This window comes from Bradyrhizobium niftali, assembly GCF_004571025.1.
GTDB classification, from domain to species: Bacteria; Pseudomonadota; Alphaproteobacteria; order Rhizobiales; family Xanthobacteraceae; genus Bradyrhizobium; species Bradyrhizobium niftali.
Window position 1 is genome coordinate 159,624 of the sequence record NZ_SPQT01000003.1, and the last position, 25,295, is coordinate 184,918.

General features: G+C 65.2%; 27 protein-coding genes. 11 read left to right on the forward strand and 16 right to left on the reverse strand.

The features are described 5' to 3' along the window. The first annotated feature begins 98 nt into the window (after positions 1 to 98). Together E4K65_RS09485 and E4K65_RS09490 are read left to right on the forward strand one after the other, a co-directional pair. A complete protein-coding gene (locus E4K65_RS09485; protein WP_135173921.1) occupies positions 99 to 680 on the forward strand; it encodes a peroxidase-related enzyme in 582 nt (193 codons plus the stop codon). 205 nt (positions 681 to 885) lie between these two features. Continuing rightward, positions 886 to 1,818: a hypothetical protein gene (locus E4K65_RS09490; protein WP_135173922.1), complete on the forward strand. Its 933-nt coding sequence runs from the start codon at positions 886 to 888 to the stop codon at positions 1,816 to 1,818. 94 nt (positions 1,819 to 1,912) lie between these two features. Here the strand turns inward: E4K65_RS09490 and E4K65_RS09495 are convergent, their stop codons facing one another. The 3 genes from E4K65_RS09495 to E4K65_RS09500 all read right to left on the reverse strand — a co-directional run bounded on the left by E4K65_RS09495 (position 1,913) and on the right by E4K65_RS09500 (position 5,608). After that, entirely contained in the window at positions 1,913 to 4,465 is a 2,553-nt protein-coding gene (locus tag E4K65_RS09495; RefSeq protein WP_135173923.1) for an HAD-IC family P-type ATPase, read from the reverse strand. Then, positions 4,462 to 4,629 (reverse strand): hypothetical protein, encoded by a 168-nt coding sequence (locus tag E4K65_RS47090; protein WP_167520681.1) that lies wholly within the window; start codon positions 4,627 to 4,629, stop codon positions 4,462 to 4,464. Before E4K65_RS47090 ends, E4K65_RS09495 begins: the two co-directional genes overlap by 4 nt. Before the next feature lie 247 nt (positions 4,630 to 4,876). Continuing rightward, on the reverse strand, positions 4,877 to 5,608 hold the full coding sequence (locus tag E4K65_RS09500; protein WP_135173924.1) for a Crp/Fnr family transcriptional regulator: 732 nt from the start codon (positions 5,606 to 5,608) through the stop codon (positions 4,877 to 4,879). A 150-nt stretch (positions 5,609 to 5,758) separates the two neighbouring features. On the opposite strand from E4K65_RS09500, the gene E4K65_RS09505 reads away from it, so the two are divergent. Further along, on the forward strand, positions 5,759 to 5,962 hold the full coding sequence (locus E4K65_RS09505) for a hypothetical protein (RefSeq protein WP_135173925.1): 204 nt from the start codon (positions 5,759 to 5,761) through the stop codon (positions 5,960 to 5,962). 29 nt (positions 5,963 to 5,991) lie between these two features. Here E4K65_RS09505 and E4K65_RS47095 read toward each other — a convergent pair whose 3' ends face one another. After that, positions 5,992 to 6,135: a hypothetical protein gene (locus E4K65_RS47095; RefSeq protein WP_167770676.1), complete on the reverse strand. Its 144-nt coding sequence runs from the start codon at positions 6,133 to 6,135 to the stop codon at positions 5,992 to 5,994. A 257-nt stretch (positions 6,136 to 6,392) separates the two neighbouring features. On the opposite strand from E4K65_RS47095, the gene E4K65_RS47100 reads away from it, so the two are divergent. Then, a complete protein-coding gene (locus E4K65_RS47100) occupies positions 6,393 to 6,548 on the forward strand; it encodes a hypothetical protein (RefSeq protein ID WP_167770677.1) in 156 nt (51 codons plus the stop codon). Positions 6,549 to 6,563: 15 nt separating this feature from the next. Here E4K65_RS47100 and E4K65_RS09510 read toward each other — a convergent pair whose 3' ends face one another. After that, positions 6,564 to 7,190 (reverse strand): ParB-like protein, encoded by a 627-nt coding sequence (locus E4K65_RS09510; protein WP_027543250.1) that lies wholly within the window; start codon positions 7,188 to 7,190, stop codon positions 6,564 to 6,566. A 331-nt stretch (positions 7,191 to 7,521) separates the two neighbouring features. On the opposite strand from E4K65_RS09510, the gene E4K65_RS09515 reads away from it, so the two are divergent. The 6 genes from E4K65_RS09515 (at position 7,522) to E4K65_RS09545 (ending at position 12,440) form a co-directional block, all read left to right on the forward strand. Next, positions 7,522 to 7,863 (forward strand): hypothetical protein, encoded by a 342-nt coding sequence (locus E4K65_RS09515; protein WP_027543251.1) that lies wholly within the window; start codon positions 7,522 to 7,524, stop codon positions 7,861 to 7,863. Between the two features lie 369 nt (positions 7,864 to 8,232). Next, complete coding sequence (locus E4K65_RS09525; protein WP_007592476.1) at positions 8,233 to 8,520, forward strand: acyl carrier protein; 288 nt, start codon at positions 8,233 to 8,235, stop codon at positions 8,518 to 8,520. 10 nt (positions 8,521 to 8,530) lie between these two features. Then, positions 8,531 to 9,001, forward strand: a complete 471-nt coding sequence (locus E4K65_RS09530) for a 3-hydroxyacyl-ACP dehydratase FabZ family protein (RefSeq protein ID WP_135173927.1) — start codon at positions 8,531 to 8,533, stop codon at positions 8,999 to 9,001. Next, on the forward strand, positions 8,998 to 10,203 hold the full coding sequence (locus tag E4K65_RS09535; protein ID WP_135173928.1) for a beta-ketoacyl-ACP synthase: 1,206 nt from the start codon (positions 8,998 to 9,000) through the stop codon (positions 10,201 to 10,203). Before E4K65_RS09530 ends, E4K65_RS09535 begins: the two co-directional genes overlap by 4 nt. Before the next feature lie 18 nt (positions 10,204 to 10,221). After that, on the forward strand, positions 10,222 to 11,499 hold the full coding sequence (locus E4K65_RS09540; RefSeq protein ID WP_135173929.1) for a beta-ketoacyl-ACP synthase: 1,278 nt from the start codon (positions 10,222 to 10,224) through the stop codon (positions 11,497 to 11,499). Positions 11,500 to 11,507: 8 nt separating this feature from the next. Beyond that, the gene (locus E4K65_RS09545) at positions 11,508 to 12,440 is read left to right on the forward strand and encodes a lipid A biosynthesis lauroyl acyltransferase (RefSeq protein WP_135173930.1); all 933 of its coding nucleotides are present in this window, start codon (positions 11,508 to 11,510) and stop codon (positions 12,438 to 12,440) included. A gap of 139 nt (positions 12,441 to 12,579) precedes the next feature. On the opposite strand, the gene E4K65_RS09550 is transcribed toward E4K65_RS09545, so the two are convergent. From E4K65_RS09550 to E4K65_RS09590, 8 genes are all read right to left on the reverse strand, one after another. Next, the gene (locus E4K65_RS09550) at positions 12,580 to 13,692 is read right to left on the reverse strand and encodes a polyamine ABC transporter substrate-binding protein (RefSeq protein WP_135173931.1); all 1,113 of its coding nucleotides are present in this window, start codon (positions 13,690 to 13,692) and stop codon (positions 12,580 to 12,582) included. A gap of 6 nt (positions 13,693 to 13,698) precedes the next feature. Next, the gene (locus tag E4K65_RS09555; protein WP_135173932.1) at positions 13,699 to 14,880 is read right to left on the reverse strand and encodes an aminotransferase; all 1,182 of its coding nucleotides are present in this window, start codon (positions 14,878 to 14,880) and stop codon (positions 13,699 to 13,701) included. A gap of 7 nt (positions 14,881 to 14,887) precedes the next feature. Then, complete coding sequence (locus E4K65_RS09560; RefSeq protein ID WP_135173933.1) at positions 14,888 to 15,214, reverse strand: rhodanese-like domain-containing protein; 327 nt, start codon at positions 15,212 to 15,214, stop codon at positions 14,888 to 14,890. A 303-nt stretch (positions 15,215 to 15,517) separates the two neighbouring features. Then, positions 15,518 to 17,449, reverse strand: a complete 1,932-nt coding sequence (locus E4K65_RS09570) for a potassium transporter Kup (protein WP_135173935.1) — start codon at positions 17,447 to 17,449, stop codon at positions 15,518 to 15,520. A 140-nt stretch (positions 17,450 to 17,589) separates the two neighbouring features. Then, complete coding sequence (locus E4K65_RS09575; protein WP_167770678.1) at positions 17,590 to 19,488, reverse strand: potassium transporter Kup; 1,899 nt, start codon at positions 19,486 to 19,488, stop codon at positions 17,590 to 17,592. Between the two features lie 204 nt (positions 19,489 to 19,692). Then, on the reverse strand, positions 19,693 to 20,523 hold the full coding sequence (locus E4K65_RS09580; RefSeq protein WP_011086582.1) for an OmpA/MotB family protein: 831 nt from the start codon (positions 20,521 to 20,523) through the stop codon (positions 19,693 to 19,695). A gap of 24 nt (positions 20,524 to 20,547) precedes the next feature. After that, positions 20,548 to 21,321, reverse strand: a complete 774-nt coding sequence (locus E4K65_RS09585; RefSeq protein ID WP_011086581.1) for a motility protein A — start codon at positions 21,319 to 21,321, stop codon at positions 20,548 to 20,550. Positions 21,322 to 21,526: 205 nt separating this feature from the next. Next, on the reverse strand, positions 21,527 to 22,351 hold the full coding sequence (locus tag E4K65_RS09590; protein WP_167770679.1) for an SDR family NAD(P)-dependent oxidoreductase: 825 nt from the start codon (positions 22,349 to 22,351) through the stop codon (positions 21,527 to 21,529). A gap of 101 nt (positions 22,352 to 22,452) precedes the next feature. On the opposite strand from E4K65_RS09590, the gene E4K65_RS09595 reads away from it, so the two are divergent. Continuing rightward, positions 22,453 to 22,746: a hypothetical protein gene (locus tag E4K65_RS09595; protein WP_135173938.1), complete on the forward strand. Its 294-nt coding sequence runs from the start codon at positions 22,453 to 22,455 to the stop codon at positions 22,744 to 22,746. 17 nt (positions 22,747 to 22,763) lie between these two features. Here E4K65_RS09595 and E4K65_RS09600 read toward each other — a convergent pair whose 3' ends face one another. From E4K65_RS09600 to E4K65_RS09610, 3 genes are all read right to left on the reverse strand, one after another. After that, positions 22,764 to 23,483 (reverse strand): RraA family protein, encoded by a 720-nt coding sequence (locus E4K65_RS09600; RefSeq protein WP_167770680.1) that lies wholly within the window; start codon positions 23,481 to 23,483, stop codon positions 22,764 to 22,766. A gap of 121 nt (positions 23,484 to 23,604) precedes the next feature. Then, positions 23,605 to 24,486 (reverse strand): CDP-alcohol phosphatidyltransferase family protein, encoded by an 882-nt coding sequence (locus tag E4K65_RS09605; RefSeq protein ID WP_135173940.1) that lies wholly within the window; start codon positions 24,484 to 24,486, stop codon positions 23,605 to 23,607. Between the two features lie 87 nt (positions 24,487 to 24,573). Beyond that, positions 24,574 to 25,278 (reverse strand): phosphatidylserine decarboxylase, encoded by a 705-nt coding sequence (locus E4K65_RS09610; RefSeq protein ID WP_256374855.1) that lies wholly within the window; start codon positions 25,276 to 25,278, stop codon positions 24,574 to 24,576. Positions 25,279 to 25,295 lie beyond the last annotated feature (17 nt).

Consider the following 25,295-nt stretch of genomic DNA (forward strand, 5'->3'; position numbering starts at 1 on the left):
CGCCCGATTAAATCGGGCGATGACACTGAGCGTGTGGCACGTTGAGGCGGCCGCCCGCATCGACTATGGTTGCCGGCCCCAGGCCGGAATCCATGCTCATGACAAAAACAGCCGCGCAACGCTTCCCCGCTCCCGCCCTCGACACGCTGCCCGACGACATCCGCACGCGCCTCCTCACTGTCCAGGAAAAGAGCGGATTCGTGCCGAACGTCTTCCTGACGCTGGCCTACCGGCCCGACGAGTTCCGCGCGTTCTTCGCCTATCACGACGCGCTGATGGAGAAGGACGGCGGCCTCACCAAGGCCGAACGCGAGATGATCGTGGTGGCGACCTCGGCGGCCAACCAGTGCCAGTATTGCGTGATCGCGCATGGCGCGATCCTGCGCATCCGCGCCAAGAACCCGCTAATTGCCGACCAGGTCGCGGTGAACTATCGCAAGGCCGACATCACGCCGCGGCAGAAGGCGATGCTCGATTTCGCCATGAAGGTCTCGGCCGACGCGCAGCGGATCTCGGAGGAGGATTTCGCCGCGCTCGCGCCGCACGGCTTCAGCGACGACGACATCTGGGACATCGCCGCGATCTCGGCCTTCTTCGCGCTGTCGAACCGGCTGGCGAACTTCACCGGCATGCGGCCGAACGACGAATTCTATCTGATGGGCCGGCTGCCGAAGAAGTGACCGACCGCTCCGTGTCGCGAACGCGACGCCGCACCGGAAAATGTAACGTGCGGGTTCCCGTTTGACGGGAACAAAAACGTTTTCACAATCAGATACGTTTTATTAAGACACTCACCTTCAACTAGCAGAAATACTTCGACACAACTCGCGCAGTCTCCGTCAACGGAGACGCGGATGAGTCGTGCCTGCTTAGGGGATCCGTCTTATGAACGTGCGAGCATTCGCCGTCGCGACTTGCATCGGCGTAACGTTCTTCGCCGCTGGATACGCATGGAACTATCAGCCCGACGCCATCAACCCCGGCGAAATATGGAGCATGCTTCAATCGGAGCACGGCATGGCGCGAGCCGCCGTCGCACGCGTCCTCATCGAGCCGAATTCAGCTCATTTTAGCGGCTTGCGAACGGTCGACGCGGACGACGCAAGATACGTGTGCGGCTCCGTGAAGGCGATGGACAAGGAGAGGCAGTATGTTGAGACCGCCTTCGTTTACACCGTCGCGATCGATTATGCCCGTATCGACGACGACGGTCGGATCACGTCGCAGCGCTCGACATACAAGCCCTGCCCAATCGCGGCCGACGACAAAATTGCCGACCAGAGGACGCTGATCTCGCCCGGCGCCCTGTCGATGATCAAGACCGTCGAAAAGGTCATCCCCAAGTCCAGCGGCGGAACAATGGAACAGCAGCTTGGCCAGTTGGCCGGACAGACGGCAGCACACGCACCAGGTTCGGCAATCGCGCCGGGATCGGCGGTCTCGTCAGGTTCGGCCGGGGCAGGCTGGACGCCAGCAGAGCAGCATCCAGGTTCGCGCGTGGAGGCGACACGGAAGGATGAACTCACGTGGCGTGTCGACCAGCCGCCGGCCGCATGGCCGACGTTCCCCCCGGGCCATTCCCTGGCGAAATCGACGCAGAAGCGGACGACCGCCGAGGCCCTGGCTTTTGCGAAGGATATCGAGGCTCGCTGGGAGCAGTCGAAATCAGCCGAGGGGCCAACGAGGCGTCCTTCGCCGGAAGAGATCAAGGAGGCATGCCGCGCGCTGCTGACGATCGATCCCACGGACAAGGAATATCCGCGGGCCTGGGCCGCCTTCGTGCGATTACGGAAGATCGATCGCGACGCGGCTGCGTGAAGCAGACGTCCAATCTATCCGTACCGCCTTGGCGCTGCGTAAGGGAAGACGGAGCCGCGCGAGTCGGTGATGCATCGGGAGACCTGAGCGGTCGCTAGAACCGAAGTCGCCGCGCCCAAATCGGTTTCAGCAATTCGAGCACGGTCAGCACCAGCAGCCCCGCGCCGAGCGTGATCATCAGATCGTCCGCATGCAGCGGACCGAAGCGGAACAGGCTGGAGGCCGGCGGCCAGAGCAGCGCGGTGGCGAGAACGAGAGCGACGCCTGCGAAGATCCAGATCAATGCAGGATTTGGCCGGAAGAATGCGGACGCGAACGACGCGCTGAAGGACCGGTTGACCAGGACCAGAGCGACGATGCAGACGACGAGCGTCACGAAGGCAAGCGCCCTCGCCTCGTCGGCGACGAGACCGGAGCGAAGCGCCCCGACGAAGATGATGGCGGTCAGGGCAAATGCGAGGGCGCCCTGAAGCACGCTCCAGCCAACCAATGCCCATGAAAAAAGCTCGGAATCAGGCCGTCGCGGCGGACGCGTCATCGCATCGCGCTCGCCCCGCTCCGCCTCGAACACCAGCGCGCAGACGGGGTCGATGATCAGCTCCAGAAACGCGATGTGCACCGGACTGAGGATCAGCGGCAACCCGAAGACCAGAGGCAACAGCGCAAGTCCGGCGATCGGGACATGAACGGCGAAGATGAAGGCCATTGCCTTGCGCAGATTGTCGTAGATGCGGCGGCCCAGACGAATGGCCGACACGATCGAACCGAAATCGTCATCGAGCAACACGATCGCCGACGCCTCTCGCGCGACGTCGGTCCCGCGCCCTCCCATCGCGATGCCGATGTGGGCGGCCTTGAGCGAGGGCGCGTCGTTGACGCCGTCGCCGGTCATCGCCACGATCTCGCCGTTGAGCTTCATCGCCTGGACGATGCGCAGCTTCTGTTCCGGCAAGACCCGGGCGAACACGTTCACATGCCCGACGCGTCCCGCGAGCTCCGAGTCGTCCGCCAGCCTGACCTGATCGCCGGTCATGACGTCACGAACATCGAGCCCGGCCTGGTTCGCGATGGCAACGGCTGTTGCCGGATAATCGCCCGTGATCATGACGACGCGGATCCCCGCCGCGCGGCATTCGCCAACCGCCTCCGGGACATGGGGCCGCAGTGGATCGGCAAGCCCGACCAGACCGGCAAATCGAAACGCGAAAGCCTCCTGCGACGGCGGGAGTGACGCGTCATCGCACACGGTAACGGCCACCCCCAGCACGCGAAGCCCGTCCTTCGCCATCGCGCTGGCGGCATCGCGCACCGATTCTTGATCGGCAGCATTCATTCTGCACAGCCTCGCAATCGCTTCGGGCGCCCCCTTGGCGCATGCGAGGAGGTCCGCCCGGCCGGCTATCCGCCAGACCTGCGTCATGGCCAGCAGTTCGGGGCGCAGACCGTAGCCACGCGCCAGCGTCCGCTCGCCATCCGGCGCATCGTCTCCCCGCAAGACGGCATGCGCGAACAGATGCAGAGCCTTCTCCATCGGGTCGAACGGCTCCGGAGAGCTCGCCAGAGCACCGCAACGCGCCAGCTCGGCAAATTCGGGCCTCGCATCATCCCGCCCGGCCGTCTCCGGACGCATGCGTGCCCCGTCGAGCAGCCGCAGCTCGGCGACGGACATCTGGTTCTGCGTCAGTGTCCCGGTCTTGTCGGTGCACAGAACGGTCGCAGAACCGAGGACCTCGATGGCGGCGGCTCGCCGCGTCAGGACGCGGGCTTGTGAAATCCGCCAGGCTCCCATCGCCATGAAGACGGTGAGCACGACGCCAAATTCTTCCGGCAGCATCGCCATGCCGATGGCGATGCCCGCAAGCAGCGCTTGCAGCCAATCCCCACGCAAGACTCCGTAGAGCACGATGGCCGCCAGGCTGACCACGGCACCGCCGAGGAAGCAGAGCCGCACCAGTCTTGCGGTCTGTTGCTGAAGCCGGGGCGGCTCGGCCTGCAAGCCGCGCAGCGACAGCCCGATCTTCCCGATCTCGCTGCGCGGGCCGGTGGCCTCCACCAGCGCCAGCCCCTCGCCGCGCACGACGAGAGAACCGGAATACACGAAGGGCTGATCCTCGCCGCCCGGCCGGTGATCGGCTGACGCGGCCTTGTCGGCGACCTGCTTGCGGACGGGCACCGACTCGCCGGTCAGCAGCGACTCGTCGATTTGCAGATCGCGGGCGTCCACCAGCGCGGCGTCGGCCGGAATCCGGTCCCCTTCGCCAAGAACGAGAAGATCGCCGCGCACGACCTCGCGGCCCGCGATGCGTCGACGCGCACCGTCCCGCACCACGAGCGCGCGCGGGCTGCTCAGGTCGCGCAAGGCTTCCAGCACGCGCTCGGTCCGGGTCTCCTGCACCACCGTGATCACGATCGACATCGCACCGAAGACCAGAAGGATCAGCGCTTCCCTGAGATCGCCGAGCACGAGGTAGACCAGCCCACCACAGAGCAGCAGCACGAGCATCGGCTCGCGCAGCACTTCCATGATGATGCGCAGGGGACTGCGTCGTTCGGGCCGAGGCAATTCGTTGGCGCCGTCTTCTTCCAGCCGCGCCCGGGCCTCGGCCTCGCTCAGCCCGGCCGGTCTCGTGGCTTCCGTGCCGCTCACGTCTTCCGCCGCAGGCTCCAGAGACTTCCGGCGAGCAGGACGGCCGTCACGAGCAGTATGGCGACGAAGGTCTGGATGATGGTGAAGTTCAGCGCATCACGCGCAACGAACAGCGCCGTGATGGCTCCGGCGATGACAAACAGAATGCGAAGGATCAGGCTCATCGTCGTGTCTCCAGGTCGGCATGATCCGGAGCCCACCTGGCGAGGCGGGAGCGCAATGCTGGTTCGGCTGTCATGCCGGCGGACCTTAGCGGCCGGCAGCGACGTCGGTTTGCGATACGTCAAATTCACCTGCGCCGTTGGGCCGCACGTTCGACCCGGTCTGCCGCCTAGGCTTCCTCGACATCCAGCATAATCGACACTTTCAGGAACGGCGTCCCCTCGAAATGGAATTGCGGCATCGGGCGGCTCAAAGCGTCGGCGACTGGTGGAGATAACGACCGTCGAAATCCGCGAGTTCCAAAAATCGAGCCTCGTCGAGTACGGTGACGCGGCCACGCTGAAATTCGACGATGCCATCCTGGCGCAACTGCTTGATCACCCGGTTGGCGTGGACCGCCGTGATCCCCAGGGCTTCGCCGATCTGCTCCTGGGTCAGCGGCATCTCGAAATTTTCGTCGTCCACGCGACCGATGACCCTGAGGCGCTCGCGCAGCTCGATCATGACATGGGCGAGGCGCGCAGGCGCCGGACGCTGGCCGACATTGACGATCCATTCGCGAAACATCGCGGCGTCGATCAGCGTATCCCGCCAAAACATCTCGGCGACGACCGGCCTGCGTTGGTGCAATCTTCGCAGCGTATCGTGGCTGATGAAGCCCAGCGTGCACGCCGTCAACGTCGAGAGCTCATGGTCCATCACGTGCAGGAACAGGCTCATCAGGTCCGGGATCTCGCCGGGAATGTGCAGTGAGAGAATCTGTCGCTTCCCGCTCGCGATCGTCTTGGAGCGTGCGCAAAATCCCTCGACAATCAGGCAGCATTCGGTGGCCCGCTCGCCATCTCTCACCACGGGCGTTTCCGCCGGATACTGTCTCACTGCGATCGGAAGCGCTTCGATTTCCCTGACATCCTCCTCCGAGATGCCGGAAGAGATGCGCAAACGCCTGACAAGCGCAGCACGGATCGTATCGCTGGGCACGCGAAGTCGCTCCGTTCGCATGAATTCGAATCATGGCGCGCTGGGCGCCGGCTGGAATGAAACCCGGGATCCGCGCCGCGGGTTCCAACAAAAGTTAAGGACGCCGCTCGCGTCCACATGGTTGGCTCGGTGTGTCGGAAAGGCCAAACCATGACCAAGAAACGCAACCGCACGCGACCGGCTCTGTCGCTCCAGGAGCGCCTGGACAAGTTCACGCAAGAAGCCCGCGCCGCCGCCAGAAAGCTCCCGGCCGGCGCCGAGCGCCACACGCTGTTGCAGAAGGCACGCGATGGCGAGGCGGCCGCGGAGATGGAGCGCCTGCTGTCCTCGCCGGGACCGCAACACCCAAAGTGATCGGCCCGCGGCTGCGACGCGCTACGCCGCTATCGCTTCGCCATCAACTCGAGCGCCGGGGCAAAGCGCTCGGAAAATGTCAACGTCTTGGCGTGGTGAACTGCGGCGAAGGACGCCGAGATGCCTGCTGAGGCAACGGCGAGCAAGGCAATTCCGAAAACCAGACGGCGCATCTCGGCCTCCTGTGTGAGCTCGACTACCCCCAACAGTTGGGACGGTTCTGTTTCAGGATGGTTTCATGGGCGCGGAAAATGATTTCGCTCAAGCAGCTGTGATGAGATCCGGCTCACAGGGCCGCATGCCGTAACCAACTAACAAGGGTGCAGTGTCTTGCAGCGGAACGGGAGCGGCGTTGGGAATTTTACGCCTGCGATCGCGATCGTGAATCGCAAGACTGCGCTGGAATGCAGAGTCTTCGAGGAATACTCAAATGAACGTCGTCATCCGGAAGCTCAATGGTCTGTGGCATCTCATTGTCGGATCGTGTCAGATCCGAACGCCCTTCCTGGAAACCCAGGACCGCGCGCTGGTCGTCACGTACGCCCGGCGCGTCTACCCCGGCGCCAAGATCTTCCAACGCGATTGATGTGAGCGCCCGCGCCTAATCGTCCGACGCCGGCCCGCACCAGCCGGGCAGATAGATCGCATCCTTGCTCTTGGCCGCGGACATGGCCTTCTCGAGCGCCTTGTCGAAATCGGCATCCACCGCCTTGCGCGACAGTTTACGGCGCAGAAAGTCCGCCCACAGGAATTCGGAGAACGGCGTGGTGTCCTTGGCGAAGCCGCCCAGGCGGCGGAGCTCGCCGGCAAGGCTGCGGAAAGGATCGTCCTTGAGATCGGCAACCGATTTCGGCAGGTCCCGGAACTGCCGCCTCTCCCCCTTGGAATCGTAAGGGTAGACCCAGCGCTTGTTGTCCATCACGCCCCAGAAGGCCTCGCGCTCGACCATCCTGAGGTCGCCGACGACGGTCACCAGCACCTCCTTGACGCCCTCGTCGTGCAATGCGCGGCCGAGATGATGATGGTCGATCACGTAGTAGCGCTCGTCCGGCCCGTACACGACGGGGATCATGTGCTTGCCGAGCAGATCGGCCTGCTTCCTGCGGTCGTGCTCGCGCCAGCGCTTGCGCTTCTCCTTGACCTCGCGCATGCCGACCGTCATCTGCGTCGGCCGAAGCGACAGGATCGGCACCGGATGCACTCTCGGCTCGCGCGCGTTCGTGGTCATGGTCGAAGGGCCCTCTCACATTGATGCAACCGGTCGTCCAGGTTCCCATGGATTATGCCATGGGCGCGGCGGCGACAAAATGCGTTCGGCCCGGACAGGAAGATCACAAGCCGATGTTCGCGGGACCAGGCGCGGCAGGCGCCATGGCTGGTGTTGCAACGCACCCCCCGCGTCCTCACGCCGGCATGACGACCGCTTCCGCGATCCGTCGCGGGCCCTCACGAAGAGGTAGTGCAAAAGCGCAATGCACGTACGCGTTGAGAAGATTTTCTGCAACGCGTTCACCACCTGTGCTATCAAAAAATCGCTGCTTCGGAGTGATCCTCGCCCCATGAAATCCCAGCGGCCCATAAGCTCTGATGAGGAGCACCGGGTGCTCCAGTTCAGGCCGCGCACCTCACCCTCCCCGACGGTCCACCGGGGCAACGGCACCGTGCAGCCGCTGCGCGGCGCGCCCAAGCCGCTGGACCTGTCGCGCTACGAGCAGCCCCGCACCGAGCCGGACGATTTCCGCCACCGCATGCTCGCCAACATCGCCGCACTCGCCTTCACCATCGCGCTGACCGCGATCGGGATCTGGCTCGCCGTGAGCATCGCCGACCTGCGCCGGACCCAGGATTGCGTGCTGATGGGCCGCCGCGACTGCGCCAAGATCACGACGCCGCTCATCTAGGCACGCCCGCCTACCCAGAGGTCGTCATGCCCGGGCTTGTCCCAGGGATCCACGCTCTTTGTGCCGCAAGGCAAGGCGTGGATGGCCGGGACAATGCCCGGCCATGACGCTGTGGAGGCAGAGCGCCCCAGGCTTCCCAGTCCGACGCGATCGTCCCTCGCGAAAAGAGGCTCCGGCAGGCATCCCCAGCTCCGTGCCTTGCTGTCCCCATGGCCTGTCCGGCTCCATTGAACTCAGGGCGGCGCTCCGATATACGGGCTCTCGACCCGGCCAGAGGGGGGTTGAGGGCGTCATCAGGGGCGCGATGCCCACCCGCCATGCCACTCTGGAACATCTGACAAATATCCGCAATATATCAAAGGCTTAGTGATGTCCTCTACATTCGATCAGGTCGCTACGATCATCGCTGAAACCTGCGACATCCCGCGCGACACGATCACGCCGGATAGCCACGCCATCGATGACCTCGGCATCGACAGCCTCGATTTCCTCGATATCGCCTTTGCGATCGACAAGCAGTTCGGAATCAAGCTGCCGCTGGAAAAGTGGACCCAGGAGGTCAACGACGGCAAAGCGACCACCGAACAATATTTCGTGCTGAAGAACCTGTGCGCGCGCATCGACGAGCTGGTTGCAGCCAAGGGCGCGAGCGCCTAATCGGGCGGCCATGCAACTCGAATACTTCCACATGATCGATCGCATCGTCGACCTCAGGGTCGACGAGAAGAGGATCGTCGTCGAGGCCCAGGTCCCGAAGGAAAGCACCATCTTCGAGGGGCACTTCCCGGGCTATCCCTTGATGCCCGGCGTGCTCCTGATCGAATCGATGGCGCAGGCCTCGGGCTGGCTTCAGCTCGGCGTGTTCAAGTTCGAGCGCATGCCGATCCTGGCCGCCGTCAAGGAGGCCAAGGTGCGCGGCTCGGTATTCCCCGGCGATCTCATGAGCATCGAGGCGAGCCTCACCCATGAGGGCTCGGGCTACGCCATGACCGAAGCCAAGATCAGGGTCGGCGGCAAGCTGCGCGCGAATTCGGCGCTCACCTTCACGCTGATCCCCTTCCCCAATGCGGACATGCGCGGATACATGGCGAAAGTCGCCGAGCGCGTCGGCTTTCCGCAACAGGCCGTATCGCCATGACCGACACCGCTTCGAAGCCCGGCCAGACGGAAGTCTGGATCACCGGCATTGGCCTTGCCACCTCGCTCGGCGAGGGCCTCGACGCCAACTGGGCCGCGCTCCAGGAGAAGCGCATCAATGTCGATGAGAAGGGCTTTGCGCCCTACATCATGCATCCCCTGATGCCTGTTACCTTCGACACCCAGATCCCGAAGAAGGGCGACCAGCGCCAGATGGAAGCCTGGCAGCGCATCGGCACCTATGCCGCGGGCCTCGCGCTCGACTCCGCGGGGATCAAGGGCAACAAGGACATCCTGTCGAAGATCGACATGGTCGTGGCCGCCGGCGGCGGCGAGCGCGATCTCAACGTCGACACCGGCGTGCTCACGGCCGAGGCCAAGGGGGCGAACGCGCCCGGCTTCCTCAACGAACGCCTGATGAGCGATCTCAGGCCGACGCTGTTTCTGGCCCAGCTCTCCAATCTCCTCGCCGGCAATATCGCCATCGTGCATGGGCTTGGCGGCACCTCGCGCACCTTCATGGGCGAAGAGGTCGCGGGCGCCGATGCGGCGCGCATCGCACTTGCGCGCATCGGCTCGGGCGAGAGCGACATCGCTCTGATCGGCGGCTCGCACAATGGCGAGCGCAAGGACCTCATGGTCCTCTACGAATTCGGCGACTTCAACCTGAAGGACAAATTCGCGCCCGTCTGGGCGCGCAAGGACCACGCCGGCTTCGCGCTGGGGTCGGCCGGTGCCTTCCTGGTGCTGGAGTCGCGCGCGCACGCGGAAGCCCGCGGCGCCAAGCCGTTCGCAAAACTGTCGAGCGTGGTGGCCGATCTCGCCCGGCGCAAGCAGCCCGGCGACATGGCCGCGACGCTGGAGAAGCTTTGGGCCAAGCTGCCGAAGCGCGAGGGCAAGGGCGCGATCATCACGGGTGCGACCGGCGCAGAGCCCGCGACATCCGAGGAGCGCGGCTTCCTGAAGGGCCACGCCGACTTCCCGGTGCGCTCGACCGGCACGATGTTCGGACACACCATGGAGACGCAATTCCCGCTCGGAATCGCGCTCGCCGCGCTCTCGATCTCGCGCGGCGCACTGTTCCCGCCGAACGATTCCACGGGGACCGAGATTGAAATGCAGGGAGCGCCCACCCAGATTGTGGTCGTGGGGGCCGGACACTGGCGCGGCGAAGGCATGGCGCTGGTCGAGGCCGTGAGCTAGCTCTAGCGGGGGATCGACATGACTGCACCACGCGACAAATTCGGGCGTCCCGTCGTCGTCGTCACCGGCATGGGCATCATGACCTCGCTCGGCGCCGGCAAGGCCGACAATTGGGCGAAGCTCGTCGCCGGCGAATCCGGCATCCGCACCATCACGCGCTTTCCGGTCGACGGCCTGAAGACGACGATGGCCGGCACGGTCGATTTCGTCAGCGTCGATCCGTTCTCCTCCACCGGCCTGTCCGAGCGGATGGCCGAGATCGTGACCCAGGAAGCGCTCGAGCAGGCCGGCATCGGCGCGAAGGCCGATTTCCCGGGCCCGCTCTTCCTCGCGGTCGCACCGGTTGAGGTCGAATGGCCGCAGCGCCGCGAGCTCGGCCGCGCCGTCGGCTCGCCGGACTTCACCTATGACGATCTCTTGCGCATCTCCGGCGGCGGCAAGTACAGCGCCTATCATCACCGCTTCATGTTCGGCTCGGTCGCAGCCTATCTCGCCGAGACTTTCGGCACCAAGGGCTCGCCGATCTCGCTGTCGACGGCCTGCGCCTCGGGCGCGACCTCGATCCAGCTCGGCGTCGAAGCGATCCGCCGCGGCGAGACCGATGCCGCGCTGTGCGTCGCAACCGACGGCACGGTGAACCCGGAAGCGCTGGTGCGCTTCTCCCTGCTCTCGGCGCTGTCGACCCAGAACGATCCGCCGCAGGCGGCCTCCCGCCCCTTCTCCAAGAACCGCGACGGCTTCGTCATGGCCGAAGGCGCCGGCGCGCTGGTGCTGGAAAGCTATGAAGCGGCGACCGCGCGCGGTGCGAAGATCCTCGGCGTGATCGCCGGCTGCGGCGAGCTCACCGATTCCTTCCATCGCACCCGCTCCTCGCCCGACGGCAAGCCGATCATCGGCTGCATGAACAAGACGCTGGCCGATGCCGGCATGACCCCGGACCAGATCGACCACATCAACGCGCACGGCACCGCGACGCCCGAAAACGACAAGATGGAGTTCAACACGACATCGGCCGTGTTCGGCGAGCTCGCGCAGAAGATCCCGGTCACGTCCAACAAGTCGATGGTCGGCCACACCATCTCGGCCGCAGGCGCCGTGGAAGCGATCTTCTCGCTGCTCACCCTCGAGCATCAGCGCATCCCGCCGACGATCAATTACGAGACCCCGGATCCCACGATCCTGTTCGACGTCGTCGGCAACAAGGCGCGCGACGCCCGCGTCACCGCGGTGATGTCGAACTCGTTCGGCTTCGGCGGCCAGAACGCCTCGCTGATCCTGACCCGCGAACCGGCCTGACCGGACGCATGGCGCTGCTGACTGCGAGCATCAAGGCCCGCGCGCGGGAGGCTGCCAAATCGGTCGGCGGCACCCTGATCGGCGCCGCTACCGTCGGCATGCTGCGCACCACGCGCTATTTCGATCCGGTCAAGACCTCGGACTTCTTCTCACGCGTTGTGAAGCTGATCGGCCCGCGCCTGCGCGAGCACCGCATCGGCCGCGCCAATCTGGTGGCCGCTTTTCCCGAAAAATCGGCGGAGGAGATCGAACAGATCCTGATGGGCGTCTGGGACAATCTCGGCCGCGTCGGCGCCGAATTCGCCCATATGGACCACGTCTGGGATTACGACCGCGACCATCCGGAAGTGAGCCGGATCGAATTGCCGAAGCGCAGCATCGAGCTGTTCGACCAGATCCGCGACGACGGCAAGCCGGCGCTGATCTTCGCCGCACACCTCGCGAACTGGGAATTGCCGGCGCTCGCCGCCGTCGCGCATGGGCTGGATGCCGCGATTCTCTATCGCCGGCCGAACATCGCCTCCGCCGACCGCATCATCCAGGAGATGCGCCAGGTCAACATGGGCACGCTGATCCCGGCGGGCCGCGACGCCCCGCTGCGCCTTGCGCAGGCGCTGAAGGACGGCAAGCACGTAGCCATGCTGATCGACCAGTATTTGACCGGCGGCGTCGAGGTCACCTTCTTCGGCCGCAAGACCCGCGCCAATCCGATGCTGGCGCGCCTGCTCCGCCAGGTCGAATGCCCGATCCACGGCGTCCGCGTCATCCGCAAGCCCGGCGGCCGCTTCGCCGCGGAGCTGACGGAGGAAGTCCCGCCCGTCCGCGATGCCGACGGCAAGATCGACATCCAGGGCACGACGCAGGCGATCACGAATGTGGTGGAAGGCTGGGTGCGCGAGCATCCGGAGCAGTGGCTGTGGCTGCACCGCAGGTGGCGGTAGCGGACAGAACTCTCTCTGTCATGGCCGGGCTTGACCCGGCCATCCACGCATCACCACGCGGCAGGAAAGACGTGGATGCCCGGGACAATCCGGGGCATGACGACCGAGCAAGGGGAGCGTCTGCTCCGTCTCAGCCCCTCTACCGCCCCGTCTTCACCTTGGTCCAGAGCCGGTTGATGATGCGCTGGGTCGCCGGCTCGCGCGCGGTGATGACGAACAGTTTTGCGAGCGTGGCCTCGTCCGGATAGATGTTCTTGTCACCAAGGATTTTCGGGTCGACCAGCTTCTGGCTGGCGAGGTTGCCATTGGCATACGACAGGAAGTCCGAGTTCTTGGCGGCGACGTCGGGGCGGTAGAGATAGTTGATCAGCTCGTAGGCTTCCTTGACGTTCTTGGCATCCGCGGGGATCGCCAGATTGTCGAAGAACATCTGCGCGCCCTCCTTCGGAATGGTGTAGCCGATCTCGACGCCGCTCTTGGCCTCGGACGCGCGGGCACGGGCCTGCATGATGTCGCCGGACCAGCCGACCACGAAGCAGATCTCGCCGGTGGCGAGCGCGCTCAGATATTCGGACGAGTGAAATTTTCGCACCGACGGGCGGACTTTCGCGACGACGTCGGCGGCCTTCTCCAGGTCCGCCTGCTTGGTCGAGTTCGGATCGAGCCCGAGATAGCTCAGCGCCGCCGGGAAGATGTCGTCGGCGGAGTCGAGCATGTGCACGCCGCAATCCCTAAACTTGGCGAGGTTCTCCGGCTTGAAGACGATGTCCCAGCTGTCGATCTTGGCGTCGGGGCCGAGGATCTGCTTCACCTTGGCGACATTGTAGCCGATGCCGGTCGTGCCCCACATGTAGTTGGCGGCGTAGACGTTGCCGGGATCGTAGATGCCGAGGCGCTGCGTCACCACGGGCCAGGCATGGCCAAGGTTCGGCAGCTTCGACTTGTCGAGCTTCTGGAAGATATTCGCCTTGATCTGGCGCTGCAGGAAATAGGCCGTGGGCACCACCACGTCGTAGCCGGACTTGCCGGCCATCAGGCGTGTCTCCAGCGTCTCGTTGGCGTCGAAGGTGTCGTAGACGACCTTGATGCCGGTTTCCTTGGTGAAGGCTTCCAAGACATCCGGCGCCATGTCGTTGGACCAGTTGTAGAAGTTGACGACGCGCTCTTCGGCCCCGGCTGGGGCCGAAAGCAACGTCAGCGCTGCAGCGATTGCAAAACCAAGGCAAAGCCTGGAGCGGCTGACGTTCGTCATCTCAATCTACCTCGTGCGTCCACGCACCGCGTCCGACAGCCGCTCCAGCGCGGTGTCGAGCGTCTGGTCCTTCTTGGCAAAGCAGAAGCGGACCACCGAGGTCACCGGGTCCTGCTCGTAGAACGCCGAGACCGGGATCGCCGCGACCTTGTAATCCCTAACGATCCGCCAGCAGAACTCGGTGTCGCTCTCGTTGAGCCCGAGCGGCGACAGGTCCACGGTGAGGAAATAGGTCCCTTGCGACTTCAGCACGGGGAAGCCGAGGCTCTCCAGCCCCCTGGTCAGGCGGTCCCTGCTCCGCGTCAGGTCTTTCCGCATCGACAGGAAGTAGTCGTCGGACTTGCCGAGACCGTAGGCGACGGCGGCCTGCAGGTTCGGCGCGGTGGTGAAGGTCAGGAACTGGTGCACCTTGGCGGCCACCCGCAGCAGCGGCGGCGCGGCGCAGACGAAGCCGACCTTCCAGCCGGTCAGCGAGAAGATCTTGCCGGCCGAGCCGACCTTGATGGTGCGATCGCGCATGCCGGGGATGGTGATCAGCGGGATGTGCTTGTGCTCGTCGAAGGTGACGTGCTCCCAGACCTCGTCGCAGATCGCGATGACGTCGAACTCCTGGCAGTAGCGCGCGAGCAGCTCGAGGTCCTCGCGGGGATAGACCACTGCGGAGGGATTTAAGGGGTTGTTGAAGAGCACCGCCTTGGTCTTTGAATTGAAGACGCTTTTCAGCATGTCCTCGTTCAATCGCCAGTGCGGCGGTTCGAGCCGGACGAGGCGCGGAATGCCACCGGCCTGGCGGATGATCGGCAGGTAGGAATCATAGACCGGCTGGAAGCAGACCACCTCGTCGCCGGGCTGCACCACCGCGAGGATGGCCGAGGTCAGCGCCTCGGTGCCGCCAGAGGTGACCATCACCTCGCTCATCGGATCGAGCTTGAGGCCGTGCCAGTGGCCGTAATGGGTCGCGATCGCCTGGCGCAGCTCTGGCAGGCCCATCATCGACGGGTACTGGTTGTAGCCGTTCAGCGAGGCGTCGGCCGCGGCGCGGCGGATGTCCTCGGGGCCGGGATCGTCAGGAAAGCCCTGACCGAGATTGATGGCGGCATTGTCGCGCGCAGCCTGCGACATCGCCTCGAAGATGGTGACGGGAAGGTCGGCGAAGACCTTGTTCAGGGACGAGCTCTTGGTCGTCATCGCGCGGTCAGCCACCGACCTTGCTGGGAAGACCCGCCGCCTTCCAGCCGAGCATGCCGCCGGCGAGATGCTTGTCGTAAGGCAGGCCCGCCGCCTGCGCCGCGAGCGAGGCCGTCACCGAGCGCTTGCCCGAGCGGCAGGCGAACACGACCTCCTTGCCTTGGGGATCGGGGATCGCCTTGGGATCGAAGGTCGAGAGCGGCACCACGACGCCGTAAGGATAGGCCTCGGCCTCGACCTCGTTCGGCTCGCGGACGTCGACGAGCAAATAGCGGCCCTCCGCGACACCCTTGGAGACCTCGTCCGGGGCCAGATCCTGTACTTGATTTGCCACATCATCCTCCAACGTCGCAGGCGCATGCCGGGGCGATCCCGGCGGGCGGCAACCTCGCCTCTCGGGCAGCGAAAATCAAGCGCTACAATGGCTTGAGCCGCGTGGCGCAAGTTAAAGCTAAATCGCAGCGACTTGAAGCGCGGCTTTCAGGATGCCTGAAACTCCTCCTTCGCATCCGACCACGCGCGCGGTGTCATTCCCCGCGAAAGCGGGGAATCCAGTACGCCGCGGCCTATCGATTCAACCACAACTGTCTCGGAATACTGGATCGCCCGGTCAAGCCGGGCGATGACAGCGGCGGCGCTAGATCGTCACCTGCGTTCCGACCTCGACCACGCGGCCGCTAGGGATCTGGAAATAGTCGGTGGCGTCGTTGGCGGAGCGGCTGAGCGAGATGAACAGCCGGTCCTGCCAGCGCGGCATGCCGGAATGGGCGGCAGGCTTAAGCGCCCTGCGGGACAGGAAGAACGAGGTCGACATGATGTCGAACTGCCAGCCGAGCTTGCGGGCGATCGCCAGCGCCTTCGGCACGTTGGGCGATTCCATGAAGCCGAACTTCAGCGTCACCTTGGAGAAGGTCGGTGAGATCTGCTCCAGCCTGACGCGCTCGGCCGGGTCGATCCGCGGGGTCTGCGCGGTCTCGATGGTGAGAATGACGTTCTTCTCGTGCAGCACCTTGTAGTGTTTCAGACTATGCATCAGCGCGGTCGGGGCACTGAGCGGGTCCGAGGTCAGGAACACGGCGGTTCCGGGCACGCGCTGCGGCGGCCGCTTCTCCAGCATCGCAACGAGGTCGGCGAGCGGGAACTCCAGCTTGCGCGACTTCTCGAACAGCAGCCGGCTGCCGCGCCGCCACGTGTACATCAGGATGATCATGAGCGCGCCGAGCGCGAGCGGAACCCAGCCGCCCTCGAACACCTTGAGCAGGTTGGCGGCCAGGAAGGTCAGATCGAGGAACAGGAAGGGCGCGATCAGCGCGGCCGCCGCGAGCGGCGACCAGCGCCAGACCTTCCAGATCACGACAAAGCCCATCATCGCGGTGACCACCATGGTGCCGGTGACGGAGATGCCGTAGGCGGACGCCAGCGCGCTGGAGGAGCGGAACAGCAGCACCAGGAGCACCACCGCGACCAGCAGGAGCTGGTTGATGCGCGGGATGAAGATCTGGCCGGAATGGGCTTCAGACGTATGGCGAATTTCAAAACGCGGCAGCAGCCCCAGCTGGATCGCCTGGCGCGTCAGCGAATAGGCGCCGGTGATGACGGCCTGACTTGCGATGACGGTGGCGGCGGTGGCGAGCACGACCATGGCGCCGCGGATCCAGCCTTGCGGAAACAATTGGAAGAACGGGCTCTCGATCGCTCCGGGATCGCCGAGCACGAGCGCCCCCTGCCCCAGATAGTTCAGCGCCAACGACGGCAGCACGATGAACAGCCAGGCCGTCTGGATCGGCCGCTTGCCGAAATGGCCGAGATCGGCATAGAGCGCCTCCGCACCCGTGACTGCCAGGAACACCGCGCCCAGCGTCACGAAGCCGATGATGCCGTGGTGAAGCATGAAGGACACGGCGTAGAGCGGATTCAGCGCGAACAGCACCTGCGGCTGCTGGATGATCGGATGGATCGCCGCCACCGAAATGACGGCGAACCAGACGCACATGATCGGGCCGAAAAAGGCGGCGACGCGGGCAGTGCCGCGCGACTGCACGGCGAACAGGCCGACCAGGATGATCACGGTCAGCGGCACGATGTAAGGTTCGAAATGCAGCGTGACGTCTTTCATGCCTTCGATCGCCGACAGCACCGAAAGCGCGGGGGTGATGACGGCGTCGCCGTAGAACAGGGCCCCGGAGATGATGCCGAGCAGGACGATGGTTGCCCCGCCGGTGCCGACCGCGCGCTGGGCCAGCGCCATCAGCGCAAGCGTGCCGCCCTCGCCGTTGTTGTCGGCCCGGAGCAGGATCACGACGTATTTGAGCGTCACCACGACGATGAGCGCCCACAGGATCAGGGAGAGCACGCCGAGCACGGCCGCCGGCGTGGCGAGCCCCTCGGTGCCCGAGGAGGCCGCCGTCACGGCCTCGCGGAACGCGTAGAGCGGGCTGGTACCGATGTCGCCATAGACCACGCCGATGCTGCCGAGCGTCAGCGCACCGAAACCGGCTGTGGTGTGGGCCTCGCCATGGCCATTGGCCGCCGCCGTTTCCGGGGCGGGAACTGCTACGTCGCTTGTCATGGGAGAGCCCGGTGGCCTCTAAAAATGCTTCACTGCACAACGGCGGAAGAGCGCGGGCTTATAGTCCTGCGCTGCCGGCATAGCCTAGCCCGTTTATGGGCCCTCGCCATGCAAATTTCGCATGGGTCCGCCGATTGCGTTCAAATGGTGACTTGCGTGCCGACTTCAACCACCCGCCCCGTGGGAATCTGGAAATAGTCGGTGGCGTCGTTGGCGGACCGGCTCAGCGCGATGAACAGATGGTCCTGCCAGAGCGGCATGCCCGACTGCGCCGAGGCCTTCAGCGACCGTCGCGACACGAAGAACGACGTCGACATGATGTCGAACTGCCAGCCCTGCTTCCGCGCAATCGCGAGCGCCTTGGGCACGTTCGGTTGCTCCATGAAGCCGAAGCGCAGGCGGACCTTCGAGAACTTGTCGCTGATCTTCTCCATGCGGAAGCGCTCGGACAGATCGACCCGCGGCGTATGTGCGGTCTCGATGGTCAGGACCACGTTGTGCTCGTGCAGCACCTTGTTGTGCTTGAGGTTGTGCAGCAGCGCGGTTGGCACGAAGGAAGGATCGCTGGTCAGGAACACCGCGGTGCCTTTGACGATGTGCGGCGGCCGCTTCTCCAGGCTCCGGATCAGATCGTCCAGCGGCACCTCGATCCGGCGCGTCTTCTGGAGCAGGATGCCGGTCCCCTTGCGCCAGGTCCAGATCGTCCCTGCCATGGCCGCGCCGAACAGCAGCGGCACCCAGGCGCCTTCGAGCAGCTTGAGCAGATTGGCGCTGAAGAAGCTCATGTCCACGACGACGAAGGGCATGATCACCGCCGCAGCCGTCGCCGCGCGCCAGTTCCACAATTTCCAGATCACCACGAAGCCCATGATGCCGTCGGCGACCATGGTGGTGGAAACCGCGATGCCGTAGGCCGAAGCCAGATTGCTGGGGGTGTGGAACAGCAGCACCAGCAGCATCACGCCGATCAGCAGCAGCCGGTTCACGCGCGGCAGATAGATCTGACCGGCATGGGTTTCGGAGGTGTAGCGCACCTCGAAGCGCGGCAGCAGGCCGAGCTGCACCGCCTGATAGACCAGCGAATAGGCGCCGGTGATCACCGCCTGGCTCGCGATCACGGTCGCGGCGGTCGCAAGCCCGACCAGCGGCAGCACCAGATGTTCGGGCACCATGCGGTAGAAGGAATGCTCGATCGCGCTCGGATCGGACAGCACCAGCGCGCCCTGGCCGAAATAGTTGATCAAGAGCGAGGGCAGCACGAAGAACATCCAGGCCGCCTGGATCGGCTTGCGGCCGAAATGGCCGAGATCGGCGTAGAGCGCTTCGCCGCCGGTCACCGCCAGGAACACCGCGCCCAGCGTCACCAGGCCAATCGTGCCGTGCGACAGCAGGAATTGCAGCGCGTAATAGGGATTGATCGCGGCGAGCACCGACGGATCGTCGGCGATGTGGACGGCGCCCATCACCGCAATGCACGTGAACCAGACCACCATCACCGGCCCGAAGGCCGAGGCCACCAGCGCGGTCCCCTTGCTCTGGACCGCGAACAGCAGCACCAGGATGAGGACGGTGAGCGGCACGACGTAGTGCTCCAGGGCGGGCGTCGCGAGCTTGAGACCCTCGACCGCCGACAACACCGAGATCGCCGGCGTGATCATGGAATCGCCAATGAACATGGAGGCGCCGACCACGCCGAGCGCGAGCAGGAACCAGCTTCGCCGCCCGAGCGCACGCTGGCCGAGCGCCATCAGCGAGAGCGTGCCGCCCTCCCCGTTATTGTCGGCGCGCAAGAGCAGCAGGACGTATTTGGCGGTGACGACGATCAGCAGCGCCCACAGGATCAGCGAGAGCACGCCGAGCACCATGCCCCGCGTGACCGGCTCACCATGGGCCGCGCCCCGCACCGCCTCGTGGAATGCGTAGAGCGGCGAGGTGCCGATATCGCCGAAAACGACACCGATGCTCCCGAGCGTAAGCGCCCAAAAGCCTGAGGTGACCGGCCCGTCCTGGGTCTCGGCCTGTGTGATGCTCGCCGTCATGAAGGTGGAAAACGCTTCGTCCCTGAATTTGATCCGGCGCCTTTTGACGCTTCCGGCGCGCCTGTCAATCGGCACCCCACCTTAGCAGGCGCTGAGCCGAATGCTGTGACGGCGCGGCCACTCTCGTCGCCAGCGCGACGACATGCCTCAGGTAAGATGGTAGCGCAAGTGCGCCAGCGCGGCCCTTCGGGTCCGGATCATGCCCTACGGCTTCAAATTCGGCGGCAGCGGCGGATCTTCGCGCATCAGGGTGATGGTCACGCGCCGGTTGGCGGCCAGCGAGGGATCGTCCGGAAACAGCGGCTGGGTGTCCGCCTTGCCGGAGACGGCGAAGATGTGCGAGGCCGGCAGGCCCTCGCGCTCGAGGATCTGCCGTACGGCATTGGCGCGGTCGGCCGACAGATCGAAGGCACCGTAGTCACTGCGGGTCGGCACGAAACCGGCGGCGGTGTGGCCGGCGATGGAGACGCGGAGCGGCGTGGCCTTGAGCGGAATCGCCAGCTTCTCGACCAGGCGGCGGGTGCGGTCATAGGGTACCTTGGAGCCGTCGGCGAACATCGAGCGGCCGTCCTGGTCGACGATTTCGAGATTGAGACCCTGCTTGGTCTCCTCGAACATGATGTGCTTGGACATCTCGGTCAGTTCCGGCATGTCCTGCAAGGCCTGCCGCAGCGAGGCCGCGGCGAGCGCGAAATTGCGGTCGACCTTGATCTTCGCCCCCGACGTGCGGTCGCGGTCCTCCTGGTCCGGGGTCGGCGTGTTGGAGGCATCCTCGGGCTGGATATGGTCGACGTTCTTCAGCCGCGGGCGCGTCGGCAGGCCGTCGGATTCGACGATGCCGGCGTAGCGCGCCTCGCTCTGCACGCCGAAGGCGTCGCGCATCGAGCCGGCGACGATCTTCAGCTTGTTGGCGTCCTGCGTCGAGAATGCGACGAGCATCACGAAGAAGCTCATCATCAGGCCCATCAAATCGGCGAAGGTCACGAACCAGCCGTGACCGCCCCCGTGAGCATCGCCGCGCTTCTTCTTGGCCATGTCTGTCTGTCCCGGCGGGCGGCGTTACGCCGGCACCGGCTCACCTTCGGCGTGGCGGTGCTTCTCCGGCAGATAGGCCAGCAGCATTTCGCGCACCAGCGTCGGGCTCTTGGAGTCGCGGATCATCAGGATGCCGTCGATGATCAGGGTGCGGTTGGTCTCTTCATCCAGCAGCTTGCCGTGCAGCTTGTCGGCGATCGGCAGGCAGAACAGGTTCGCGACGAGCGCACCGTAGAGCGTTGCGAGCAGCGCGGTCGCCATGAACGGACCGAGCTTGGAAGGGTCGGTCATGTTCGCGAACATCTGCACCATGCCGATCAGGGTGCCGATCATGCCGAAGGCCGGGGCGCAGTCGCCGATGGCGCGATAGATCTTGCTGCCCTCGTCGAGGTGCATCAGGAAGTTGTCGCGGTCGCGCTCGAGATTGTCGCGGATGAAGTCGAGGTCGTAACCGTCGGCGACATAGCGGATGCCCTTGGCGAGGAACGGCTCGTCGGTCTCGACCTTTTCGAGACCCACCGGGCCCTGCTTGCGGGCGATCTCGGCGATGCGGGCGAGCTCGTCGACGAGGTCGTGCGCCGACAGCCGGCTCATGGTGAAGGCGAACTTGGCGCCGAGCGGAAGGCCGTGCAGGAGCGCGCTGAGCGGAAAGCGGATCATGGTGGCGGAGATCGAGCCGCCGAAGATGATGATCATCGCATGTTCGGAGATGAACATGTGAAGGTCGCCGCCCATGAAGATCATCGCTGCGATGACGATGATGCCCGCCGTGAGCCCAACGCCCGTCATGATATCCATGAGAGACTCCAAACGCGTACGCAACAACGGCCGTCCTGGCCGCTGGCGCGGCCCAACCCCGAACCGCATCGGAAACCCTAGAGCGCCGCCCTTAAAGCCGCGTAAAGGTTAAGTCGGGACAGCGTGGCGAAGGCGCGCCACGTGCGCCGGACTTGCCGGCCGCCGGCAGGAATCTCAACACTTCGCTAACCATGTTTGCGCGGGGCTAGGACGAGATGCCCACCAGCTCCAGGCTGAGCGCGCGCAGACGCTTGCGCGCGTCGGCATCGTAGGCTTGCGGATTGGCGCGCGCCTCGTTCATGCCGTTGAAGAACAATCCGCTCTTGCCTGCGACGTCGTCGCCCTCGACGAGGCGCAGGATCGCCGCACCGCCCTGCTCCACCGTCGAGATCGGCGTAATGCCGCCGGCCCGCACCATGGTGGTGTTCATGTAGGTCGCCGGATGCAGCGAGTTCACGGTGACACCCACGCCCTTCACTTCCTCGGCGAAATCGATCGTGAACATGATCTGCGCGAGCTTGCTCTGCGCATAGGCGCGCGAGCCGCTATAGCCCTTGGTGATCATGACGTCGTCGAAGTCGATCGGATGCTGGCCGAGCGAGGCGACGTTGACGATGCGCGACGGCGCCGCGGCCTTCAGCAGTGGCAGCAAGAGATGGGCGAGGAGGAAGCCGGAGAGATAATTGACGGCAAAGCGCAGCTCATGACTATCGGCGCTGACCTGACGCTGCGGCCCGTCATTCTGCGAGCCGATGCCGGCGTTGCTGACGAAGACGTCGAGACGCTGGTGATCACGCTTCACGGCTTCCGCGAGTGCGCGCGTGCCCGACATCGACGACAGGTCCGCCTGGTAGAAGATCGGCGCAGCGTGGCCGGCTTTCACGATCTCGTCGATCAGCGTCTTTGCGCGCGCCGCATCGCGGCCGTGGATCAGGACCTTCGCGCCCTCGGCCGCCAGCCGGCGCGCGACGTAGCGGCCGACACCGTCGGTCGAGCCCGTGATCAGGACCGTCTTGCCATTCATCGTCATCGCGCGTCCTCCGACTGCGGCCCTAGGCCACATCCGTGACCAGGACTCATACAGTATTCTATGGCCGGTACGGCATGCTCCATCGCAGGAGCCGTTTTGCAATGTTGACGCTGTTCGGTCTTCTCACCGCGCTTCCTGCGGTTCTGGCGCTTCATCTGCTCGAGCCGGAACTCGTCCTGCCGGCGTTCAGCGTCCTGCTCTTTGTCGAAGCCGCTTTCGCAGTGATCGTAGCGCGCCTGGTTCAAGGTCCTGATAAGGTGGACGACATCACCCTGTGGGATCTTGCCGGTGGCTTCACCCTGATCGGATGTGCCGCCGCAATGTTTGGCGAGCCGGATCAGGCTGCCCTGTTCCTGATGGAACAGGGCGGCCCACGGCCGGCATCGCGGCCGTAGGTCGTTCGGTCAGCCCGTCAGTGAATCTCCGCCGAGCGCTTCAGCGCGGCCTTCAGCTTCTCCAGCGAGAAGTCGGGGCTGCGGGCGATCTCCAGGATCGGCGTCTCGCGGCGGCCGCAGAGCTCAGCGGCTTCCGGCAGCTTTGCGGCGACGTCGAGCGGGATCACGATGGCGCCGTGCTGATCGGCGTGGATAAGATCACCGGATTTCACGGTCATGCCGGCGACGCGCACTTCGCCGCCAAAGCTCTCCGCATGCACCCAGGCATGCGACGGGCCGATCGAGCCGGCCAGCGCCTGGAAGCCAGGGGCCCATTGCGGGATGTCGCGGATCGATCCGTCGGTGATGACGCCGAGGCAGCCGAGCGCCTTGTGCACGTTGCTCTGCACCTCGCCCCAGAACGCGCCGTAGCCGACATCGGGGCCGTCGATGTCCTGGATCACCGAGATGCGCGGACCGTGGCCGGTGCCGACATATTCGTAATATTCGATGCGGCGCTTGGACTGCTCTTCGGCGGGCAGCGAGGATTTCAGCACCGAGCGGATCGCAACCGTACGGGCATAGCCGACGATCGGCGGCAGGTCGGGGAACGGACAAACCAGTTGCTTGGTGGTGTAGCCGATCAGCCGGCGCTCGGGCGCCACGATCTCCATGGCGTTGCAGATCGTCGGGGTATCGTAGCGGCCCAGCGCTTCGAGGACGGAAGCGGGCAGCGGCCCGGTTACGGTATCAGTCACGGCGTTCTCTCCCAGATTGGCGGCTGATTGACGCGATGCCGCCGGCACAGGGCGATATAGCCGAGATCGGGCCTCAACCCAACTCAGGCGGCCCTCATGGCAGATATCCGCGTGTGGCCGCTCAGTGCAGCCGTCCGGGCCGGTCGTCGTCGTGCGGCGGCTCGGACAGGTTAGCCAGCGTCGGCGCCGAAGGCGGCGAGGAGACCTCGCCTCCCGCAGGCGTGGCGGCCTCCATCGCGCGCGCCTGGTCGCGATAGGATTTGTAGCCGAGCGGCAAAGCGAGGAGATACAGCACCGTGCCGGTCGACAGCACGTGCCAGGGATAGGCGATCAGGATAGCGATGAAGACGATTACCGCGACGAAGGCCGGCAGCACCAGTTCCGGCGGCACGCGCATGCGCTTGGTCTTACCGGAGAACACCGGCAGGCGCGACACCATCAGGAAGGCGATCAGCAGCGTATAGGCCGCCGTCACCGCCGCGGGCGCGCGGCCGAGATCGAGGAACGCGGCGTAGATCGGCAGCAGAACCGTGATCGCGCCCGCGGGCGCCGGCACGCCGGTGAAGAAGTTGGCGGCGAAGGCCGGCTTGTTGGGATCGTCCATGGTGGCGTTGAAGCGCGCAAGACGCAGGCCGCCGGAGATCGCGAACACCATCGCGGCGATCCAGCCGGCATTGCCGAGCTCGTGCAACTGCCAGAAATACAGCATCAGTCCGGGCGCGACGCCGAAATTGACGAAGTCGGCGAGGCTGTCGAGCTCGGCTCCGAACTTGGACTGGCCCTTGATCATGCGCGCGATGCGGCCGTCGATGCCGTCCAGCGCGGCCGCGAACACGATGGCGTAGACGGCGAGCGACATCCGCCCCTCGATCGACAGCCGGATCGACGTCAGGCCCGCGCAGATCGCCAGCAGCGTGATGACGTTGGGCACCAGCATCCGCACCGGAATCGGGCGGAACCGCCGGCGGCGAACGTCAGGGTCTTTGAAATCATAGGGCGTCATGGCTCGTCCTCACCTTGAGGCGAGATATAGCAAGCCGCGTCCCCCTCCGCCATTGCGGCGGAAGGCCCTCATGGACCGACTTATTGGTTAATTGGCGCGGTAGGCGCGGCTCGGGTCCTCGCCGGCCAGATCGGCCAAAATCGTCTCGCCGGCGATCGCGGTCTGCCCTTCCGACACCAGCGCCTTGGTGCCGACAGGCAGGTAGACGTCGAGGCGCGAGCCGAAGCGGATCAGGCCGAACCGCTCGCCGGCGCCGATCGCCTGGCCCTCCCTGACGAAGCAGACGATGCGCTTGGCGATCAGGCCTGCGATCTGGACCACGCCGATCCGCGCCGTGGGCGTCGTGATCACCAGCGAGTTGCGCTCGTTGTCCTCGCTCGCCTTGTCGAGCTCGGCATTGATGAAGAGACCGGGCCGGTAGGCGATGCGGTCCACCCTGCCCGCGATCGGGCTGCGGTTCACGTGGCAGTTGAACACGCTCATGAACACCGAGATGCGCGGCAGCGGCCGGTCGCCGAGCCCGAGCTCGGCCGGCGGCAGCGCCATGGTGATCATCGAGACGCGGCCGTCGGCCGGCGACACCACCAGCCCCTCGCGCACCGGCGTCACCCGCACGGGGTCGCGGAAGAACAGCGCGCACCACACGGTGAGGATGGTGCCGATCCACCCCAGCGGCGACCACAGCCAGAACAGGACCAGGCTTGCCAGCGCAAAGCCGCCGATGAAGGGATAGCCCTCCTTGTGGATCGGCGGGATCTGACGCTGGATCGAATCGAGAATGGACATCGCTATCTGCCGCTCAGGGTTGA

What these genes read in the sequence shown, in the direction of transcription:
- E4K65_RS09580 (WP_011086582.1), bottom strand. Translation starts at nt 20,523, where the DNA reads ATGGCCAAGAAGAAGCGCGGCGATGCTCACGGGGGCGGTCACGGCTGG.
- E4K65_RS09550 (WP_135173931.1), bottom strand. Translation starts at nt 13,692, where the DNA reads ATGACGAACGTCAGCCGCTCCAGGCTTTGCCTTGGTTTTGCAATCGCT.
- E4K65_RS09540 (WP_135173929.1), top strand. Translation starts at nt 10,222, where the DNA reads ATGACTGCACCACGCGACAAATTCGGGCGTCCCGTCGTCGTCGTCACC.
- E4K65_RS47100 (WP_167770677.1), top strand. Translation starts at nt 6,393, where the DNA reads ATGAACGTCGTCATCCGGAAGCTCAATGGTCTGTGGCATCTCATTGTC.
- E4K65_RS09530 (WP_135173927.1), top strand. Translation starts at nt 8,531, where the DNA reads ATGCAACTCGAATACTTCCACATGATCGATCGCATCGTCGACCTCAGG.
- E4K65_RS09515 (WP_027543251.1), top strand. Translation starts at nt 7,522, where the DNA reads ATGAAATCCCAGCGGCCCATAAGCTCTGATGAGGAGCACCGGGTGCTC.
- E4K65_RS09510 (WP_027543250.1), bottom strand. Translation starts at nt 7,190, where the DNA reads ATGACCACGAACGCGCGCGAGCCGAGAGTGCATCCGGTGCCGATCCTG.
- E4K65_RS09545 (WP_135173930.1), top strand. Translation starts at nt 11,508, where the DNA reads ATGGCGCTGCTGACTGCGAGCATCAAGGCCCGCGCGCGGGAGGCTGCC.
- E4K65_RS09585 (WP_011086581.1), bottom strand. Translation starts at nt 21,321, where the DNA reads ATGGATATCATGACGGGCGTTGGGCTCACGGCGGGCATCATCGTCATC.
- E4K65_RS47090 (WP_167520681.1), bottom strand. Translation starts at nt 4,629, where the DNA reads ATGAGCCTGATCCTTCGCATTCTGTTTGTCATCGCCGGAGCCATCACG.
- E4K65_RS09525 (WP_007592476.1), top strand. Translation starts at nt 8,233, where the DNA reads ATGTCCTCTACATTCGATCAGGTCGCTACGATCATCGCTGAAACCTGC.
- E4K65_RS09490 (WP_135173922.1), top strand. Translation starts at nt 886, where the DNA reads ATGAACGTGCGAGCATTCGCCGTCGCGACTTGCATCGGCGTAACGTTC.
- E4K65_RS09575 (WP_167770678.1), bottom strand. Translation starts at nt 19,488, where the DNA reads ATGACGGCGAGCATCACACAGGCCGAGACCCAGGACGGGCCGGTCACC.
- E4K65_RS09535 (WP_135173928.1), top strand. Translation starts at nt 8,998, where the DNA reads ATGACCGACACCGCTTCGAAGCCCGGCCAGACGGAAGTCTGGATCACC.
- E4K65_RS47095 (WP_167770676.1), bottom strand. Translation starts at nt 6,135, where the DNA reads ATGCGCCGTCTGGTTTTCGGAATTGCCTTGCTCGCCGTTGCCTCAGCA.
- E4K65_RS09555 (WP_135173932.1), bottom strand. Translation starts at nt 14,880, where the DNA reads ATGACGACCAAGAGCTCGTCCCTGAACAAGGTCTTCGCCGACCTTCCC.
- E4K65_RS09505 (WP_135173925.1), top strand. Translation starts at nt 5,759, where the DNA reads ATGACCAAGAAACGCAACCGCACGCGACCGGCTCTGTCGCTCCAGGAG.
- E4K65_RS09590 (WP_167770679.1), bottom strand. Translation starts at nt 22,351, where the DNA reads ATGACGATGAATGGCAAGACGGTCCTGATCACGGGCTCGACCGACGGT.
- E4K65_RS09605 (WP_135173940.1), bottom strand. Translation starts at nt 24,486, where the DNA reads ATGACGCCCTATGATTTCAAAGACCCTGACGTTCGCCGCCGGCGGTTC.
- E4K65_RS09570 (WP_135173935.1), bottom strand. Translation starts at nt 17,449, where the DNA reads ATGACAAGCGACGTAGCAGTTCCCGCCCCGGAAACGGCGGCGGCCAAT.
- E4K65_RS09485 (WP_135173921.1), top strand. Translation starts at nt 99, where the DNA reads ATGACAAAAACAGCCGCGCAACGCTTCCCCGCTCCCGCCCTCGACACG.
- E4K65_RS09595 (WP_135173938.1), top strand. Translation starts at nt 22,453, where the DNA reads ATGTTGACGCTGTTCGGTCTTCTCACCGCGCTTCCTGCGGTTCTGGCG.